Annotated in this window: 15 protein-coding genes; 8 read left to right on the plus strand and 7 right to left on the minus strand. The window is 72.3% G+C overall.

Annotated features, from left to right (window positions below):
- Together NH2_RS01890 and NH2_RS01895 are read right to left on the minus strand one after the other, a co-directional pair.
- Positions 1-414, minus strand: a complete 414-nt coding sequence (locus NH2_RS01890; protein ID WP_011207200.1) for a roadblock/LC7 domain-containing protein — start codon at positions 412-414, stop codon at positions 1-3.
- On the minus strand, positions 411-4,517 hold the full coding sequence (locus NH2_RS01895) for an ATP-binding protein (RefSeq protein ID WP_084505134.1): 4,107 nt from the start codon (positions 4,515-4,517) through the stop codon (positions 411-413). Before NH2_RS01895 ends, NH2_RS01890 begins: the two co-directional genes overlap by 4 nt.
- Positions 4,518-4,867: 350 nt before the next feature.
- Here NH2_RS01895 and NH2_RS01900 point away from each other — a divergent pair, with 350 nt between their 5' ends.
- From NH2_RS01900 to NH2_RS01920, 5 genes are all read left to right on the plus strand, one after another.
- Positions 4,868-6,808 (plus strand): AMP-binding protein, encoded by a 1,941-nt coding sequence (locus NH2_RS01900; RefSeq protein WP_067647093.1) that lies wholly within the window; start codon positions 4,868-4,870, stop codon positions 6,806-6,808.
- A gap of 137 nt (positions 6,809-6,945) precedes the next feature.
- The gene (locus tag NH2_RS01905; protein ID WP_067647096.1) at positions 6,946-7,335 is read left to right on the plus strand and encodes a hemophore-related protein; all 390 of its coding nucleotides are present in this window, start codon (positions 6,946-6,948) and stop codon (positions 7,333-7,335) included.
- A gap of 172 nt (positions 7,336-7,507) precedes the next feature.
- Positions 7,508-8,215 carry a response regulator transcription factor gene (locus tag NH2_RS01910; RefSeq protein WP_067647099.1) on the plus strand — a complete coding sequence of 236 codons (708 nt, stop codon included), beginning with the start codon at positions 7,508-7,510 and terminating at the stop codon, positions 8,213-8,215.
- Positions 8,212-9,549: a sensor histidine kinase gene (locus tag NH2_RS01915; RefSeq protein ID WP_174552783.1), complete on the plus strand. Its 1,338-nt coding sequence runs from the start codon at positions 8,212-8,214 to the stop codon at positions 9,547-9,549. The genes NH2_RS01910 and NH2_RS01915 overlap by 4 nt, the downstream gene beginning before the upstream one ends.
- 54 nt (positions 9,550-9,603) lie before the next feature.
- Positions 9,604-10,758, plus strand: a complete 1,155-nt coding sequence (locus NH2_RS01920; RefSeq protein WP_067647102.1) for a YhgE/Pip domain-containing protein — start codon at positions 9,604-9,606, stop codon at positions 10,756-10,758.
- A 203-nt stretch (positions 10,759-10,961) separates the two neighbouring features.
- Here the strand turns inward: NH2_RS01920 and NH2_RS01925 are convergent, their stop codons facing one another.
- The 4 genes from NH2_RS01925 to pdxH form a co-directional block, all read right to left on the minus strand.
- Positions 10,962-11,321: an FKBP-type peptidyl-prolyl cis-trans isomerase gene (locus tag NH2_RS01925; RefSeq protein ID WP_067647105.1), complete on the minus strand. Its 360-nt coding sequence runs from the start codon at positions 11,319-11,321 to the stop codon at positions 10,962-10,964.
- Positions 11,322-11,343: 22 nt separating this feature from the next.
- Entirely contained in the window at positions 11,344-12,657 is a 1,314-nt protein-coding gene (locus tag NH2_RS01930) for a citrate synthase (RefSeq protein ID WP_084505135.1), read from the minus strand.
- Positions 12,658-12,819: 162 nt separating this feature from the next.
- On the minus strand, positions 12,820-14,103 hold the full coding sequence (locus tag NH2_RS01935; protein ID WP_067647108.1) for an MFS transporter: 1,284 nt from the start codon (positions 14,101-14,103) through the stop codon (positions 12,820-12,822).
- A gap of 27 nt (positions 14,104-14,130) precedes the next feature.
- Entirely contained in the window at positions 14,131-14,814 is a 684-nt protein-coding gene (pdxH, locus tag NH2_RS01940) for a pyridoxamine 5'-phosphate oxidase (protein ID WP_067647111.1), read from the minus strand.
- Between the two features lie 113 nt (positions 14,815-14,927).
- On the opposite strand from pdxH, the gene NH2_RS01945 reads away from it, so the two are divergent.
- Positions 14,928-16,055, plus strand: coding sequence for a citrate synthase 2 (locus tag NH2_RS01945; RefSeq protein WP_067647114.1), 1,128 nt, complete (start codon positions 14,928-14,930; stop codon positions 16,053-16,055).
- A gap of 211 nt (positions 16,056-16,266) precedes the next feature.
- Here NH2_RS01945 and NH2_RS01950 read toward each other — a convergent pair whose 3' ends face one another.
- Positions 16,267-16,911 (minus strand): hypothetical protein, encoded by a 645-nt coding sequence (locus tag NH2_RS01950; protein ID WP_067647117.1) that lies wholly within the window; start codon positions 16,909-16,911, stop codon positions 16,267-16,269.
- A 63-nt stretch (positions 16,912-16,974) separates the two neighbouring features.
- On the opposite strand from NH2_RS01950, the gene serC reads away from it, so the two are divergent.
- Entirely contained in the window at positions 16,975-18,099 is a 1,125-nt protein-coding gene (gene serC / locus NH2_RS01955; protein WP_067647120.1) for a phosphoserine transaminase, read from the plus strand.
- Positions 18,100-18,244: 145 nt separating this feature from the next.
- Complete coding sequence (gene sepH, locus NH2_RS01960; RefSeq protein WP_067647123.1) at positions 18,245-19,312, plus strand: septation protein SepH; 1,068 nt, start codon at positions 18,245-18,247, stop codon at positions 19,310-19,312.
- Positions 19,313-19,324 lie beyond the last annotated feature (12 nt).

Consider the following 19,324-nt stretch of genomic DNA (forward strand, 5'->3'; position numbering starts at 1 on the left):
TCAGGAACCCATCGTGACGCGTGGGGTGGCCTGCACCGTCTGGCCCACACGCTCCACCAACAAGGCCATTTCGTATCCGACCTGGCCGATGTCGCAGGACGTGTTGGTCAGTACCGCGAGGTACGAACCGTCGCCCACAGCCATCAGCAGCAGGTAGCCGTGCTCCATCTCGACGACGGATTGCAGTACCGTACCGCCTTCGAACAGATTCGACACACCGACCGAGAGACTGGCCAGGCCTGCGGTGACCGCGGAGAGCTGTTCGGCCCGGTCGACGGGCAGTTGCGCACTCGCGGCCATGAGTAGGCCGTCAGCGGAGACCAGGACTGCGTGGGCAACGCCGGGAACCTCGTTGGCGAAGTTCGAAACCAGCCAATCGAGCTGACGGTTCGTACCACCTAGATCGGGGTTCATAGGTCTCCTTTATCTCCGGTTAGGTTCATTGCTCTCATGGCGCGGCCATCCCGGACGCCCTGCTGGTGACGACTCAAGCTGGACCTGATCGTTTCGGGGTCACGCGGCGGGGTCCGGTTCGCCGCGCCGCTCACGGCGCCGGGGACGAGTCGAACACCCGGAGCGCGCTGCGGCAAGCCCGCGGCGGTGCGGTTCTCGGACTGGGCCTCACTGGCCCTGCGGGCGGCCAGCCAGCCCTCGTCGCCCGGCGACTCGAACGCGGCGGCGGCCTCGGACCGGCTGGGATCGGGATCGGAGAGCCACGCCGACATCATCTCGGCGAAGATCGGCGAGCCGCCCGCCGGTGCGCCGCCCTCGGGCGCGGGCTGCAGCCTGCTCTGGAAGAACGAGGCGGTGCGCTGCGGGTTGGCCCTGCTGTGCCTTCCGGTCTCCGCGCCGACCTCGGGCTGGGCGCCGGAGGCGGGCTCGGCCTGGGCGCGGCGCGGGAGCGCGATGCTCGGCGGGACCGGCTCGTTCGGGGCCACCATGGCGCCGGGGTTGCGGCGCGGGAGGCCGGGCGGGGTCTGCGCTCCCGGCTGGCGGGCGGGCAGGCCGTTCTCGCCCCGCTGCGGGAGGCCGGGGAGGCCGTTCTCGCCGCGCTGGGGTGCGCCTGCCTCGCCGCGCAGCGGAAGGCTGTTGTCGCCGCGCTGCGGGAGCGAGCCGTCCCGCGGCGGGAGGCCGTTCTCGCCCCGCCGGGGGAGGCCGTTGTCGCGCTGTGGGATGCCGTTGTCCCCACGCTGCGGAAGACCGCCGTCACGCTGGGGCAGGCCGTTCTCGCCGCGCTGCGGCAAGCTGTCGCCCCGCTGAGGCAGCCCGCCGTCGCGCGACGACAGACCATTCTCACCGCGCTGCGGCAAGCCGTTCTCACCGCGCTGCGGAAGACCACCGTCGCGGGACGACAAGCCGTTCTCACCCCGCTGCGGCAGCCCGCCGTCGCGCGACGACAGACCATTCTCACCGCGCTGCGGCAAGCCGTTCTCACCGCGCTGCGGAAGACCGCCGTCGCGCGACGCCAAGCCGTTGTCACCGCGCTGCGGGAGGCCGTTGTCGCCCCGCTGGGGCAGGCCGGTATCCCGGCCGACGAGCCCGTCACGCTGCGGCAGCCCGCCCGCACGGCCGGGCAGCCCGTTCTCACCCCGCTGCGGCAGCCCACCGGGCGCACCCGGCGGCAGACCGTCGCCACGCTGCGGCAGACCGGTGTCGCGACCGGGCGCACCTTCCCCGCGCCCGGCGAGCCCCTGCGGGGGGGCACCGCGATCCCCGGCACCCGACTGCCGCTGCGGCAACCCGGTCTCCCGCGACGCCAGCGGCACCTCGCGTGACGGCAGCGGCGTCTCCCTCGGCTCCCGCTGCGGCAGCCCGGAGGCGGGCTCGCGCGGCGGCTCGGCGCCGGGCCGACGCGACGGGACGGCCCCGGGGTGCGAGATCCCCGGCGCGGGACGCGGGGCGCCCGAGGCGCCCGGCTGCCGCTGCGGCAGCCCACCCGGACGCTCGGTCCGCGGCTCGGCGGGCGCACCCGCCAGGTTCATCGGCCCGGACGGCGGCGCGGAATCACCGGGCCGCTCCCCGGCCGGAGCACCATTGGCCCCCGGCTGCCGCTGCGGCAAGCCACCAGCGGGCGCACCATTGGCGCCCGGCTGCCGCTGCGGCAGCCCGCCGGTCCCGTTCGGCGCGGGCGCGCGCGGCGGCGTACCGCCCGGCCCGGGCTGCGGAGTACCGCCCGGCCCGGGCTGCGGAGTACCGCCCGGCCCGGGCTGCGGTGTACCCGGCTGACGGGGCGGCACGGCCCCGCCGACGGTGCGCTTGGGCAGATTCGCCGCCGCCAGCTTGCCCAGCTGCGGCGCGCTTCCCGGCCCGGCGGCGGGCGCGGAGGCAGCGGCGGCGGCAGCGGCTTCGGAGGCCGAGCGCAGGCTGGCCCCGCCCGGCTGCCCGCTCGCCTTGGCCATGGCATCGCCCGGCTGCCGCTGCGGTAGCCCGCCGGCCGCGGCGCCGGGACCCGGGCGGGTCGAGATCGGTCCGCTGACCCCGGGATCAACGGTCACCATGACGTTTCCTCCCGTCGTCCGCTGGATCGATCGGGTCTGCATCGGCGCAGCCGGGGCGGCGGGCGCGGCCGGAGCCGTCTGCTGCGGCCGCTGCGGCTGGCCGGGCGACGGCACCACCGGCGCCGCCTTGGGCACACCGGCCTGGCCGGAGACGATCAGCCCGACCGGGACGTGCACGGTGACGGTGACGCCGGGATCGCGCGCGGTGTCGAAGGTCGGGCGCAGCCGCACGGTGAGCCCGTGCCGCTCGGCCAGCCTGCCGACCACGAAGAGCCCCATGTGGCGGGCGGTGTCCGGCCCCGGCTCGGCGGTCTTCTCCAGCCTGCGGTTGATCTCGGCCATCTCCGGCGGCGGCATGCCGATGCCGCGGTCCGCGACCTCGATGAGCAGCCCCTGGTCGTGCGCCTGCGCGAAGGTGAACTTGACGTCGGTCTCCGGCGGCGAGGCGCGCAGCGCGTTGTCGAGCAGCTCGGCGAAGAGGTGCGCGAGGTCGGAGGCGGCGGGCTCCTTGAGCGAGCCGCGCGGGGTGGCGCCCAGCTTGACCCGCTCGTAATCCTCCACCTCGGAGATCGCGGCGCGCAGCACGTCGGCGATCTCGACCGGGGCCGACTTGGCCCTGCGCTGCTTGGTGCCGGCCAGAATCAGCAGGTTGTCGCCGTTGCGGCGCATGCGGGCGGCGAGGTGGTCGAGCCGGAAGAGGTTCTCCAGCAGCCGCGGGTCCTTCTCGTCGTACTCCATCGCCTCGATCAGGCTGAGCTGATGGTCGACGAGCGACTTGGAGCGCCGGGCCAGGGTCTCGAACATGTCGTTGACCTGCGAGCGCATCTGCGCCTGGTCGCTCGCGAGGCGCAGCGCCTGGCCGTGGATGTCGTCCACCGCGCGGGCCAGCTGGCCGATCTCCTCGGTGCTGCGGATCGGCATCGGCTCCAGCGGCACGTCCTCGGGGGCGGCGCCGGTGCGGAGCTGGGCGACCTCGTGCGGCAGGTCGCTCTCGGCGACCCGGAGCGCGGCCAGCCGCAACCGGTGCAGCGGCACGATCATCGAGCGCGCGACGAAGACGGCGAGCAGCAGCGCGGCCAGGATGGTCGCGATCACGACGCCGGTGTAGGTGATGGCGCCGCGGTTGGCGGTGGAGGCCAGGTCGTTCATCGCGGTGTCGATATCGCGGGTCGCTCTGGCGACGACGCGCTCGTAGACATCCAGGCTGCCGGTGAGCGAGTTCTTGAGCTCGCCGATGGGCAGCTGGCCGGCCATCGCGGCCGGACCGGTGAGCAGCTCGGTGCGGGTGTCGATGCCTGCGCGCAGGTCGGCGATGGAGGTGTCGCCCGCCGGAAAGCGGTTGGCGAGCACGTTCAGCAGCTGGCGCTCGGCGGCGGCGGCGGTGAGGAAGGCCTGCACGCCCGCCTCCCGGTCGCGCAGCACCTCGCCGAAGCCGGCCAGCTCGGCGACCAGTGTGGAGCGGGTGTTCATCGAATCGACCAGCCGCAGCTTCGCCTGGTCCACGCGGGGGTCGCTGACCTGGCCGACCGCGGCCTCCACGACCCGGACGCTGTTGTTGCGCACCCGGTCGATCACCGCGAGACCGTCCGAGAACTGCGTCGTCGGCGCCTTGCCCTGGGTGCGCACGGCCTTGGCGTCGTTGATCATGCTGTCCAGCGCCGCCCGTGCCCCGCTCACGCCGTCCAGGCTGCCCGCGGCGGCCTCGGCCTCGGCGATCGCCGTGTCCAGGTCGGCCAGGTTTTGATCGGTGACGACGGAGGAATTCGGCATGAGCGACACCATTTGGGAACCGACCACGGTGGCCGTGCCCGCGCTCAGGCCCGTGACCGCCGGAATCGCGGTGACGTTCTCGGCGACCCGGGCCAGCCGGCCGGCCTCCGCGAACTCCGAGGTGATCCTCGAAACGCCGAGCCCGACCGCGACCGCGAGCGGCACGGCGAGCACGGCCGTGACCTTCCAGCGCAGGTCCCAGTTGCCGAGCGCCCAGCGCTTCCTGCCGGACCTAGCGGCGTCACGCATTTCCCACTCACTTTCCAAACTGGCCTCCGCCACGCACCATCAGCGAACTTCCACAATCGCGTGCTTGGCTCGACAGGTGGAGCTGGCCCGGAGGTGCGGCTGGCCGAGAATTTGCGTCTGCGACGGCCCAAACAAGTGACATCGGATTCTAACGGATCAATAACGTCTCGGGTGACGCCGTCTACGGGTAGCGACCAGGAATCGCCTGTTCCAGGCAAAACCGGAGGTCGCGGCACCCGTCCGGGCGTCGCGTGAAGTCTGCCACAATCGTGCTGATCTATCGAGGCGGGTACGGCCGAGCGGAAGGTCACCGAGTAGACATCGCAGGACAGGCGAACGAGGGAGCACCGGTGAGCACCGAACACGAATATCGGCCGGTCTACCAGACCAGCCTGGTGGATCCCGCGGAGTTCTGGGCGGCGGCCGCCGAGCATATCGAGTGGGTGGTCCCGCCCGGCAAGATCGTCGAGTCCGCGCACAAGCCGGTCGCCGAGTGGTTCCCGGAGGCCACGCTGAACACCTCGGTGAACGCGCTCGACCGGCACATCGCGGCCGGCCACGGCGATCTACCCGCCTTGATCCACGTCTCCTCGATGACCAAGCCCGGCGAGCTGGTGACCGGCACGCTCACCTACACCGAGCTGCTGGACCGGGTCGCGCGCTTCGCCGGCGCCATGGCCGGGCTCGGGGTGCGGGCGGGCGATCGTGTCGTGATCTATCTGCCGATGATCCCGGAGGCCGCGGTCGCCATGCTGGCCTGCGCCCGGATCGGCGCGGTGCACTCGGTGGTGTTCGGCGGCTTCGCGGCGCCGGAGCTGGCGGCCCGGATCTCCGACGCCGAGCCGGTGCTGATCCTCACCGCCTCCGGCGGCCTCGAGCCCAGCCGGAACATCGACTACCTGCCGATCGTCGAGCGGGCGCTGGAGCTGGCCGGGTCGACGGCGACGGTGATTGTCAAGCAGCGGCCGCAGTGGGGGCAGCCCCGCGATTTCGCCGAGTCCGAGGGCCGCTGGCTGGACTGGGCGGAGGCGGTGCGCGACGCCCCCGCCGCCGAGCCGGTGCCGGTGCGGGCGAGCGACCCGCTCTATGTCCTCTACACCTCGGGCACCACCGGCAAGCCGAAGGGCGTGGTGCGGGACAACGGCGGGCACGCCGTCGCGCTCGCCTGGTCCATGCGCAATATCTATGACGTGGGGCCGGGACAGGTGATGTGGGCCGCCTCCGATGTCGGCTGGGTTGTCGGCCACTCCTATATCGTCTATGCCCCGCTGCTGGTCGGCGCGACCACGCTGATGTACGAGGGCAAGCCGGTCGGCACCCCGGACGCCGGGGTGTTCTGGCGGATCGTGCAGGAGCAGCGCGTGCGGGTGCTCTTCACCGCGCCGACCGCGCTGCGCGCCATCCGCCGAGCCGACCCGGACGCCGCGCTGGCGCACCGCTCGGACCTCTCCGGGCTGCGCGCGCTCTTCTGCGCGGGCGAGCGGCTGGACCCGGCCACCTACGAGTGGGCCGCCGACGTGCTGCTCGCCGATCGCCCCGAGTGCCCGGTGGTCGACCACTGGTGGCAGACCGAGACCGGCTGGCCGATCTGCGCCAACCCGCTCGGGCTGCAGCAGCTGCCGATCAAGCCGGGGTCGGCCAGCGTGCCGGTGCCCGGCTTCCGGATCCGGGTGCTCGACGCCGAGGGCAACCCGGTGCCCGCCGGTACCGAGGGCAATATCGTCATCGGGCTGCCGCTGCCGCCCGGCACCCTGACCGGGCTGTGGCACGACGACGACCGCTTCGAGCGCAGCTACACCGCCGCCTTCCCCGGGCACTACCTGACCGGCGACTCCGGCTACTTCGACGAGGACGGCTACCTCTTCGTGCTCGGGCGCAGCGACGACGTGATCAATATGGCCGGGCACCGGCTCTCCGCCGGCAGCATCGAGGCCGCGGTGGCCGGGCACGCGGCGGTGGCGGAGTGCGCGGTGGTCGGGGTGCCGGACGAGCTCAAGGGGCACCGGCCGCTGGCCTACGTGGTGCTCAAGGCCGGGGTCGAGGTGGCGCCGGAGGAGCTGAAGGCCGAGCTGATCGCCCGGGTGCGGGAGCAGATCGGGGCGATCGCCGCGCTACACGACGTGGTGGTGGTGACGGCGCTGCCCAAGACCAGGTCCGGGAAGATCCTGCGGCGCACGATCCGGCAGATCACCGCGGGTGAGGAGGTCGAGATGCCCGCCACCATCGAGGATCCGGCGGTGCTCACCGCGTTCGAGGACCGGGTGCGGCTGAACCTGCCCGCGGGCGAGTAGCGCGCTTTACGATCTCGCGACGATTCGTCCTCACAGTTTCCTCAGAGACGCTTCATGGGCATGCCAGTTCACGGCAATACCCTTCGGGTGATCGCCGCTCGCGAGGGCGGCGCACCCCCGATGATCTGGAGCTACACATGAAGTCCTTCCGCAGTCGCCCCATCGTCGCCTCGCTCGCCGCCAGCGGTATCGCCGCCGTCGGCGTGCTGCTCTCGTCGGGCGCCGCCTCGGCCGCCCCGCTGGATCAGCTGGCCGAGCCGCTGCTGCGCTCCGACTGCAGCTTCGCCCAGGTGGATGCCGCGCTGCACGCCGAAGCGCCGCAGATCGCCGCGCTGATCGATGCCTACCCGGAGCAGAAGGCCGAGCTGGCCGAGCGCTTCGACGTTCCGCCCGCGCAGCGCCGCGCCGAGTTGGAGCGTGCCATCCAGGAGAACCCGGAGGCGGCGCAGCAGGCCCAGAACGACCCCCGCACCCAGCAGCTCGCGGGCGTCCTCCAGAGGGTCGCAAACACCTGCGCGCAGTATTAATCGGTCCGGCTTCGCCGGACGTGTTCGCGGCCCCTGAAAGTCCCGCCGCCGAGTACTCGAGACTCGCGCCTACGGCGCATGCGCTTCGAGCACTCGGCGGCGGGACGGGCCGCGAACGGGGCTCGTAAGACTCGCCCCCTTGTGGGCTTGTTACTCGGGGGCGACTTGGAGAATGGGAGCTGTGACCATTAATCCCACTGTGCTCGTTGTGGACGACGACGAGGATGTGCTCGCGTCCGTCGAGCGCGGCTTGCGGCTCTCCGGCTTCCAGGTGCTGGTGGCCAGGGACGGCGCGGTCGCGCTGCGCAGCGTCAGCGAGCACACCCCGGACGCCATCGTGCTGGATATGAACATGCCGGTGCTGGACGGCGCGGGCGTGGTGACGGCGCTGCGCGCCATGGGCAACGAGGTGCCGATCTGCGTGCTCAGCGCCCGCGCCTCGGTGGACGACCGGATCTCGGGGCTGGAGTCCGGCGCCGACGACTACCTGGTCAAGCCGTTCGTGCTGGCCGAACTGGTGGCCAGGATCCGGGCGCTGCTGCGCCGCCGCACCGACCCGGTGGCCCCCTCCGCGCCCGGCGCGATCACCATCGGCCCGCTGGAGGTGGATGTCGCGGGGTACCGCGCGCTGCTGCACGGCGCCGAGATCGAGCTCACCAAGCGGGAATTCGAGCTGCTCTCCACGCTGGCCAGGAATACCGGTGTCGTGCTGAGCCGGGAGCGGCTGCTCGAGCTGGTCTGGGGCTACGACTTCGTGGCCGACACCAATGTGGTCGATGTCTTCGTCGGCTACCTGCGCCGCAAGCTGGAGGCGGACGGCACCCCGCGGCTGCTGCACACCATTCGCGGCGTCGGCTTCGTGCTGCGCCCACCCCGGTGAAGCGCTCCTTCTCGCTGCGCACCCGGGTCGCGGGCTCGGCCGCCGCGGGCGCGATCGTGGTGGTGACGCTGATCAGCCTGATCAGCCTGCGCGCCATCGAGCGCAACAACCTGCAGCAGATCGACCAGCAGCTCGGCATCGCCTCCCGGATCATCCTGATCGAGCCGGTGGTCGCGGTGAACTTCCTCGGGCTGATCGGGCTCGACGCGGAGCTCTCGGTCACCGTGCGGGACGGCGGCGCCGTCACCGCCGCCAGCCCGCCGCAGCTCCCGGAGCTACCGCTCGGCTCGCGCACCGAGGAGGTGGGCGGGGTGCCCTACCGGGTGCTGACCACGTCGGCGAACCAACCCGACGGCCGGGTGGTCGCGATCGGCATCCCGGCCGCCGACGCCGCCGAGCTCACCGCGCAGCAACAGCGCTGGGTGCTCGGCGGCGCACTGCTTGCCATCGCGGCGGCGGCGGCGCTCGGCTGGCTGCTGGCCGGCGCCGCGGTGCGGCCGATCACCCGGCTCACCCGGCAGGTCAGCGCGCGCAGCGCCTTCCCCGACCCGGACGCCACGCATCCGGTGGCCGCGGCCGGGGTGCACGAGGCGGAGAAGCTGGCCGACGCGGTGAACACCATGCTGGAGCGGGTGGATCTGGCCCAGGCCGAGACCGCCGCCGCGCTGGAGACGGCGCGCGATTTCGCCGCCGTCGCCGCGCACGAGCTGCGCACCCCGCTCACCGCCATGCGCACCGACCTGGAGGTGCTGCGCACCCTGGACCTGGACGAATCGCAGCGCGCCGAAATCCTGGCCGACCTGCAGCGCGGCCAGACCAGGGTGGAGACCACGCTGGCCGCGCTGGAGCGGCTGGCCACCGGCGACCTGGTGCAGGACCGCGACCACGTGGCCACCGATGTCGCCGAGCTCTGCGACCAGGCCGCGCACGACGCCATGCGGCACTTCCCCGGGTTGAAGGTGCGGATCGAGACCGATGCCGAGCTGGTCACCACCGGGCTGCCCGCCGGGCTCCGGCTGGCGGTGGACAATGCGCTCGCCAATTCGGTGCGGCACGGCGGCGCCACCGAGGCGCTGGTCGCGGCGCACCGGCGGGCGGACGGGCACATCGTGCTGACCGTCGACGACAATGGCAGCGGGCTGCCGGAGGCGGAGCGCGGGCGGGTGTTCGCGCGGTTCTTCCGGGGCAGCGCGGCGGGCAAGGGCGGCTCCGGGCTCGGGCTGGCACTCGTGGCGCAGCAGGCCCGATTGCACCGGGGGCGGGCGTATTTCGACGACGGCACGCTGGGTGGGGTGCGGCTGGTGCTCGACCTGCCGCCGCGCGAACCTCACTGAACTCTCAGAGTTCTGCTGCGGTACAGCCAGGTTCGATGGCTACGGTCGGATGCCGTGAAGATTCTCCGCCTCCCCCTGCTGCTCACCGGTGTCCTGCTGGCGGGCACCGCCGTCGCCTGTGCGGGCGCGGATTCCGCGCCGACCGGGATCGCGCTGGTCAATGCCGATACCGGGCCGACGGGAGCGAAGGTCGCGCAGCAGCTCGCGCAGGACGGCGGCGGGTACAGCTGGACCGCGGTCGCGCCCGGCGAGGTGGACGCGGGCGCCTTCGCCGCGGTGGTCACGCTGCCCGCCGATCTCACCGAGGCCATGGGCACGCTCGCCACCGATCGGCCGCATCGGGCCACGCTGAACGTGCGGTCGCACCCGGACGCCGACAGCGCCTTCGTGGACGGGGCGGTCGATCTGGTGACGCACCGGATCGGCGCGGCGGGGGTGGACGCGGCCCTGGCCGCCACCGCGAACGCACGCAGCCGGATGACCGGGGTGCAGTTCACGGCGCAGCTGCTCAATGCCGGGGTGGCCGCGGCGGCGACCGGGGCCGAGCAGTTCAGCGGTGGTGCGGAGCAGCTGCTCGGGTTCCTGGATTTCGCGAAAACCGGTGCGGCGTCGCTCACCTCGGCCGTCGAGTTGCTGAACGAGACGGTGGACGGCGCGGCGGCGCAGGCCGATCAGCTGGCCGGTGCGCTGGACACCACCGGGGTCACCATCGCGCAGGTGGAGGGCACCGCGAACACCGTCGGAGCCGGGCTGGACCAGGTCGTGCCGCTGCTGCGGGCGCTGCCCTTCGCCGACGATCCGGCGCTCGCCGAGATCATCGCGAGGCTGGAGGGGTTGCGCGGGGTCGCCGCCCAGGCGGGAACGCAGCTCACCGGCCTCGGTGAACTGGTCGGCGGCGCCGTCGACCCCGAGACCGACCTCGGCACCCTCCTCCGCACCGTCGTCGCCCGCCTGCGTGACGCAAGCACCCAGCTCGGCCAGGGCGCCGAATTAGCCAAGGATCTCCCCCGCCTCGCCGAGCAGGGCGGCGCCCAGCTCCTCGACGCCATCGCCCAGCTCACCGCGGGCATCACCCAGCTCCGCACGGTCGTCGGCAATCTCAATACCCAGACCGACGCCGCCGTCTCCGCCCTCCCGGCCCGCCCCGCCCCGCAGCAGTCCGCGATCGCCCTCGCCCTCACCGACCCCGTCGAGGTAGTCCGCGACTGACCCGGGTGCGCCCCCGAACAGCTCCTCCCGATCGCCCCAGCAGCGCGACCCGCTGGGCTCCCGCCCGGCACCTTCGAGTACAGCGCACCGCACTGCCCGGCGGCGAAGCTCGCCGTCGAGTGGGCGCACCCCCGGAGGGGGTGCAAAACCCCTGGAAACGCCACATGGCCCGTCACCGAAGTGACGGGCCATGTGGCGAGAGATCAGTTGGCGTTCAGCAGATCGATGACGAAGACCAGCGTCTTGCCGGAGAGCTGGTGCCCGCCCCCGGCGGGCCCGTACGCCAGCTCCGGCGGAATCGTGAGCTGCCGCCGCCCACCCACCTTCATCCCGGGAATCCCGTCCTGCCACCCCTGGATCAGCCCGCGCAGCGGGAAGGTGATCGACTCGCCCCTGGTCCACGAGGAGTCGAACTCCGCACCGGTATCGAACTCGACGCCGACGTAGTGCACTTCCACGGTGCCACCCGGCACCGCTTCCTGCCCGGAACCCTCGACGATGTCCTTGATCACGAGCTCGGTGGGCGCAGGGCCGGCCTGGAATTCGATCTCCGGCTTGGTCATTCGCTATCCCCTTCGATAGTTGTCAGCGGGCGGTGATGTCGTTGTAGTCGCGGGCGCCGTACCCGGTGTAGATCTGCCGCGGGCGGCCGATCTTCAGCGGCTCGCTGTGCATCTCGCGCCAGTGCGCGATCCAGCCGGGCAGCCTGCCCATGGCGAAGAGCACGGTGAACATGCGGGTCGGGAAGCCCATGGCCTTATAGACGACGCCGGTGTAGAAATCGACGTTCGGGTAGAGCTTGCGCTCGACGAAGTAGTCGTCGGTGAGCGCGGCCTCCTCCAGCGCCTGCGCGATGTCGAAGAGCTCGTCGCCGCCGCCGATCTTGCTCAGGATGCGGTCGGCGTGCTTCTTGGCGAGCGCGGCGCGCGGGTCGTAATTGCGGTAGACGCGGTGCCCGAAGCCCATGAGCTTCACGCCGTCTTCCTTGTTCTTGACCTTGCGGATGAACTCGTTGACGTCGCCGCCGGACTGCTTGATGCCGTCCAGCATCTCCAGCACGGCCTGGTTGGCGCCGCCGTGCAGCGGGCCCCAGAGCGCGTTGATGCCGCCGGAGACCGAGGTGAAGAGGTTGGCGTCGGAGGAGCCGACCAGCCGCACCGTCGAGGTGGAGCAGTTCTGCTCGTGGTCGGCGTGCAGGATGAGCAGCATGTCCAGCGCGGCGGCGACCTCGGGGTCGACCAGGTACGGCTCGGCCGGGAAGCCGAAGGTCATCCGGAGGAAGTTCTCCACCAGCGAGAGCGAGTTGTCCGGGTAGAGGAAGGGCTGGCCCACGGACTTCTTGTACGAGTACGCGGCGATGGTGGGCAGCTTGGCCAGCAGCCGGATGGTGGAGAGCTCGACCTGCTCGGGGTCGCGCGGGTCGAGCGAGTCCTGGTAGTACGCCGAGAGCGCGTTGACCGCCGAGGAGAGCACCGGCATCGGGTGCGCGTTGCGCGGGAAGCCGTCGAAGAAGCGCTTGAGATCCTCGTGCAGCAGGGTGTGCCTGCGGATCTTGTCTGTGAAGTCGTCCAGCTGGGCCTGCGTCGGCAGCTCACCGTAGATGAGCAGGTAGCTGACCTCGATGAAGGTCGAGGACTCGGCCAGCTGCTCGATCGGGTACCCGCGGTAGCGCAGGATGCCCTCCGCGCCGTCGATGTAGGTGATCGCCGACTTGGTCGGCGCGGTGTTCATGAAACCGGGGTCGTAGGTGACATACCCGGTGCTGGCAAGCAGCTTTCCCAGGTCGATGCCGTCGTTGCCCTCGGCGGCCGGGGTGACCGTCATCGGGAAGTGACCGCCGGGGTACTCGAGTACCGGCTTGGCGTCGTTGTCGACCTTGGAGTTGTTCTCAACGGGCACGGCAGGATCCCTCTCAGGCTAGGACCGTCGGCATCGACATGCGCCTCGGCACGTCGGTGCGCTTCCCCTAGACGCTAGTCGCATCCCGCCGACCACGGCGCACGAGGGTGCCCGGGCCTGCGACCTCACAATCCGCGGATCGTCACGTGAGGGTTGCCGGGCTCAGCCGGCGGCGGGTACCTGCGCGGACCGGGTGATCCGGTAGCGGAGGAATGCCGGGAAGGCGACCGCGGCGAGCACCGTCGCCAGCACCACCAGCACACCGCCACCGGCCGCGGCGACAGCGGTACCCAGGGAGGCCGCGGCGAAACCGTGGGCAACGTCACCGATCCGCGGCCCCCCGGCCACGACCACAATGAATACCCCCTGCAGCCGCCCGCGCATCTCGTCGGTGGCGACGGTCAGCAACATCGCCGTGCGCAGCGCCGCGGAGACCATGTCCACCGCGCCACCGACGGCGAGGAAGGCGAGCGCGATCCAGAGCCAGACGCCGAGCCCGAACAGGTGCCCGGCGAAGCCGACGGCCAGCCCGAAGCCGATCATGGCCACGCCCCACAGCACGATGCAGACCAGCACCGCGAGCCCCTGCCGGCGAATCCGCGGGATCCAGCCGGAGAAGACCCCGCCCAGCACCGCGCCGGCGGAGAGCGCGGCGAAGAGCAGCCCGAGCGCCATCCCGCCGGAGGCCGGGTCGCCGAAGGTCTCGTGCGCGATCTGCGGGAAGAGCGCGCGCGGCATGCCGAAGACCATGGCGATGATGTCGACCACGAACGAGGCGAGCAGAACTTTCTGCCCGGCCAGGTAGCGGAAACCCGCCCAGACCGTACGGAATCCGGCCCGGCGCACGGCCCCGGTGGGCGGGATGGCTGGCAGCCGCCAGACCGCCCAGAGCGTGGCGAGCAGCGCGACGGCGTCGATCAGGTAGAGCGTGGCCAGCCCGACCACCGGGATGAACACGCCTGCCAGCACCGGCCCCGCGATGGCGCCGGTCTGCATGACGGTCATGTTCAGGGAGCTCGCCGCCGCCATCTGCTCCGGCGGGAGCAGCCGGGAGATGGCGGCACTGCGGGTCGGCTGGTTGACCGCGAAGAACGCCTGCTGCACCGCGAAGAGCCCGAGCACCACCCAGACATTGCCGAGCCCGGCGGCGGCCTGCGCCCAGAAGGCGAGCGCGGTGAGGCCGGTGCCCGCGGTCGTGATCAGCAGCAGCAGCCGCCGGTCCATGACATCGGCGAGCGCGCCGCCCCACAGCCCGAAGACCACCAGCGGTACCAGCCCGAAGAGCCCGGCCAGCCCCACGTACCCGGAGCTGCCGGTGATCGCGAAGATCTGCTGCGGCACCGCGACGACCGAGAGCTGCGCGCCGATCACCGTGACCACGTTGGAGGTCCAGAGCCGCCGGTAGGCGGGGGTGCGCAGCGGAGTGGTGTCGGCGAGCAGTCTCACCGCGTCGAGCCTAAAGGTGGGACGATTTCACGGCTGGAGCCGGGCGACCTCCGGCTCGGCGCCGAGCCGGACCACTATCCGGTTGTGCAGCCTGCCCCGCCTGCCCTGCCAGAACTCCACCTCCTCCGGCCGCAGCCGGAAACCGCCCCAGAACGGCGGCAGCGGCACCTCGTCGACATCGGCGAAGCGGGCGGTGACCTCGGCCAGCGCGGCGTCGAGCGCGGCGCGCGAGCCGATCGGCCGCGACTGCGCCGAGGCCCAGGCGCCGAGCCGGGAGTCCCGCGGCCGGGAGCGCCAGTACGCCGCGGTGACCTCCGGCGCCACCCTGTCGACCGGGCCGCGCAGGTGCACCTGCCGCGACACCGGCTGCCAGAGGAAGGTCGCCGCGGCGAAGGGCACCGCCGCGAGCTGGGTGCCCTTGGCCGATTCGTAGTTGGTATAGAAGTCGACGCCGTCGGGCGAGAGCCCCTTGCACAGCACGGTGCGGGCGACCGGGCGCGGCGTGCCGTCCACCGCGCGCACGGTGGCGAGCACCATGGCGTTGGGGTCGACCGCGCCTGCCGCGCGGGCCTCGTCGATCCAGCGGCGGAGCAGCGGGGCCCAGCCCTCCGCCACCCAGGACTCGTCCAGGTCACCGGCGCCGTCGGCCTGCGAGGCGGCGTATTCGACTCGCATGGCGGCGAGTTCGTCGACATTCTGCTGGTCGGGCATGGGTCAGACGTTACTCCGGGGTAGCCGGGGGGCTAAGGTGCTGCTGATCCGTCAGTGCTCGGCGCGTCACCCGTCGCCGGAGCTGCGACCCGAAGTGCAAGGAGAGTCACACCATGACTACCAGCCCCGCGGTACCCAGCGACTTCGTGAGTGGCCTCGAAGGCGTCGTCGCCTTCACCACCGACATCGCGGAACCGGACAAGGACGGCGGCGCGCTGCGCTACCGCGGCGTCGACATCGAGGACCTGGTCGGCGGCCGGGTCACCTTCGGCGACGTCTGGGCACTGCTGGTGGACGGCGAGTTCGGCCGCGGGCTGCCGCCCGCCGAACCTTTCCCGCTGCCGGTGCACACCGGCGACGTCCGGGTGGACGTGCAGGCCGGGCTGGCCATGCTCGCCCCGATCTGGGGCTACCAGCCGCTGCTCGACATCGATGACGAGACCGCGCGGGAGAATCTGGCGCGCGCCTCGGTGATGGCGCTCTCCTACGTCGCGCAGTCCGCGCGCGGCATCTACCAGCCCGCGGTGCCGCAGAAGCTGATCGACCGGTGCACCACCGTCACCGAGCGGTTCATGACCCGCTGGAAGGGCGACCCGGACCCGAAGCACACCGAGGCCATCGATGCCTACTGGGTCTCCGCCGCCGAGCACGGCATGAACGCCTCCACCTTCACCGCCAGGGTGATCGCCTCCACCGGCGCCGACGTGGCCGCGGCGCTCTCCGGCGCGATCGGCGCCATGTCCGGGCCGCTGCACGGCGGCGCCCCGGCCCGGGTGCTCCCGATGATCGAGGAGGTCGAGCGCACCGGCGACGCGCGGGCGCTGGTCAAGGGCATCCTGGACCGCAAGGAGAAGCTGATGGGCTTCGGCCACCGGGTGTACCGGGCCGAGGATCCGCGCGCCCGCGTGCTACGCGCCACCGCGAAGCGGCTGGCGGCGCCGCGCTACGAGGTCGCGGCAGCGCTGGAGCAGGCCGCGCTGGCCGAGCTGCGCGAGCGCCGCCCGGACCGCGCCATCGAGACCAATGTCGAGTTCTGGGCCGCGGTCATCCTCGACTTCGCCGAGGTGCCCGCGCACATGATGCCCGCCATGTTCACCTGCGGCCGGACCGCGGGCTGGTGCGCGCACGTGCTGGAGCAGAAGCAGCTGGGCAAGCTGGTGCGCCCGGCCGCCATCTACACCGGGCCCAGCCCGCGCCGGCCCGCCGAGGTCCCCGGCTGGAGCACCATCCAGCACCGCTGACCCGCGCCGCCGCGCCCGCGGGTCCGGGCGCCCGCGGGTCCGGGCACCTGCGGGCCGAGTGTCCGCGGGGCCGGGCACCTGCGGGCCGAGTGTCCGCGGGTCCGGGCACCTGCGGGTCCGGGCACCGACAGGTCCGGGCACTCGCGAGTCCGGGCACCGGTGGGCCCGGCGGCTGCCCGGCGTGACATCGGCGGCCGAGCACCCGCACACCTCACCCCTCGTCCAGCGAGGCGGCCCAGTCCACCGCGACCGATTCGCCGCGGTCGACCTCGAAGAAGGCCACCCGGAGCCGGGCCCCGAGGTCGACCGCGCCGAGCGCGGCCAGCGGCACCGGCGCCACCAGCCGCACGCACCACGGCTTGGGCTCGTCCCACGCCATGAGTTCCAGGTCGAGCCGGAGCACCGGGTCGTCCCGGCCCGCGTAGTCGGCGGCGACCGGCGCCGCGGCGAGCACCGTCGCCTCCGCGCGGCGGCCGTCGGCGAGGATCTTGGCCTGCCCGACCCGCCCGGATTCGGCCGGGTCGGGGACGAAGAGCACCAGCCGCTCCCGGTCGCCCGGGTCGACCCGGCAGCCGACCACATCGCCCGGCCCCATCCAGCGCAGGTCGGTGTCGGACACCCACTGGCGAATCCGCACCTCGTAGGGGTGCTCGCCGTCGATCGCCACCCGCACCCAGAACACGTGGCCCGGTTCGCCGCGGCGCGGCCGCACCCCGAGCACGGTCGCCGAGCCGCGCACGCCGCGGCGGTGCAGCTCGGTCCGCGCCGCCTCCGGCAGCGGCCCGGCCGGTCGCCCGAAGGCCCCTGTCCGGCGCCCGCGCACCCGCCACCCCGAATTCGCCGACCACGCCGTCATGGCGGTCAGATTAGCCGGAGTGTGGTCCCGGACACAGCGGTACCACCGTCTACCCTGTTGCCCATGACCTCTGCGTTCCCGGCCATCCCCGACGATCTGAAACCCGCCGACGGTCGCTTCGGATGCGGCCCGTCCAAGGTGCGGCCCGAGCAGTTGCGCAACCTGGTCGAGGTCGGCGGCGCGGTATTCGGAACCTCGCACCGGCAGAAGCCGGTCAAGGACGTGGTGGCCCGAGTGCGCTCCGGCCTGCGTGAGCTCTTCGCCCTGCCCGACGGGTACGAGGTGGTGCTCGGCAACGGCGGCACCACCGCCTTCTGGGACGCCGCCGCCTTCGGCCTGATCCGCGAGCGCTCGCTGCACCTGAGCAATGGCGAGTTCTCCAGCAAATTCGCGGCTGTCGCCAAGGGCAACCCCTTCATCGGCGATCCGATCGTGGTGAAGTCGGAGCCGGGCAGCGCCCCCGAGCCGACCGCCGACCCCGCCGCCGACCTGATCGGCTGGGCGCACAACGAGACCTCGACCGGTGTCGCCATCCCGGTGAGCCGCCCCGTGGGCTCGGAGCACGCGCTGGTCGCCATCGACGCCACCTCCGGCGCGGGCGGGCTCCCGGTGAACGTCGCCGACGCCGACGTCTACTACTTCGCCCCGCAGAAGTGCTTCGCCGCGGACGGCGGGCTGTGGGTCGCGCTGATGAGCCCGGCGGCGCTGGAGCGGGTCGCCGAGATCAAGGCGAGCGGGCGCTGGACCCCGGAATTCCTCTCGCTGCCGATCGCCATCGACAACAGCGCCAAGGACCAGACCTACAACACCCCGGCGGTCGGCACGCTGCTGCTCTTCGCCGATCAGATCGAATGGCTGAACAGCAACGGCGGCCTGGACTGGGCGGTGAAGCGGACGCTGGATTCCTCGTCGCGGCTGTACGCCTGGGCCGATTCGAGTGAGTTCGCCACCCCGTTCGTCACCGATCCCGCGCACCGCTCGCAGGTGGTCGGGACCATCGATTTCGCCGAGTCGGTGGATGCCGCGCAGGTCGCGAAGATCCTGCGGGCCAATGGCATCGTGGACACCGAGCCGTACCGCAAACTGGGCCGCAACCAGCTGCGCGTCGGCATGTTCCCGGCCATCGACCCGGAGGACGTCAGCCGGCTCACGAAGAGCATCGACTGGGTGGTGCGGCAGCTCGGCTGAGCGTGGCGAACAGAGCAGATTATCGGGGGGCGGGAATCTCCGTCGAGATTTCCGCCCCGCGTGTCTAGCCTCGAGAACACCGGGAGTGCATTACTGTTTCGGAAAGTGGGCGGTGTCGCGAGTCGACGCGGTAAGGAGGTAGCCGGTGCGTGAACTTCGAGTGATCGGGGTGACGCCCGACTCCACCCACATCGTCTGCGTCGACACCGAGTCCGGTCAGAAATTCCGGCTGCCCGCGGACGACAAACTGCGCGCGGCGGCGCGCGGCGACCTTGCACGATTCGGCCAGATCGAGATCGAAATGGAAGCTTCCATGCGTCCTCGCGATATCCAGGCCCGTATCCGCGCCGGTGCCTCCGTCGAACAGGTCACCCTGGAATCCGGCATGCCCGCCAGCAAGGTCGATCGCTTCGCGTACCCGGTGCTGCTGGAGCGCGCCAGGGCCGCCGAGCTCGCGCAGAAGGCGCACCCGGTGCGCGCCGACGGCCCCGCCGTCGAGAACCTCATCGATATCGTCACCGCCGCCTTCACCGCCCGCGGGCACACCCTCGACCACGCCGAGTGGGATGCCTGGAAAGACGAGAAGGGCTTCTGGGTCGCGCAGCTGCAGTGGCAGAACGGCCGCTCGGAGATCGCGGCGCATTGGCGGTATCAGCCGGATGCGCACGGCGGCTCGGTCTCGCCGCTGGACGATCCGGCCTCCGACCTCATCGACCCGGATTTCGGGCGCGCGCTGCGCGGGCTGGCCTCCATCCTGCCCAGCGAGCCGGAGCCGGTGGCCGAGCCCGCGCCGCGGGAGCAGGCGGCCCCGGCCGCCGAGTTCCGCGAGCAGCGGGCCGAGGCCGAGGAGCCGGTCGAGCAGCCGGAGCCGGAGCAGCAGCCCGCCGCCCGGGTTGACGAGGCGGAGATCACAGCGGAGGCGCAGGCACCGCAGCCCGCCGCGGACGAGGTGGCTCCGGCCGCCGAGGCGCCGCGGCAGCCCGCGCGGCGCAGGGCGCCCGCCCGGCGTCAGGCACCGGCCGCGACCGCGCCCGTCGCCGAGCCGGAGGTCACCGCGGAGCCGACGGAACCTGTTGCGCCGGAGGAGAAGTCGGAGCCGGCCGCCAAGCAGGCGCCGAAGCCGCCCGCCAAGCCCGCCAGGACCAAGCGCGGCAAGGCGCCCATGCCGTCCTGGGAGGACGTGTTGCTCGGAGTGCGCAGCTCCGGCCACTGAGTTCGGCCGGAC

Origin of the sequence: Nocardia harenae NBRC 108248 (assembly GCF_001612885.1) — a bacterium.
Classification (GTDB): domain Bacteria; phylum Actinomycetota; class Actinomycetes; order Mycobacteriales; family Mycobacteriaceae; genus Nocardia; species Nocardia harenae.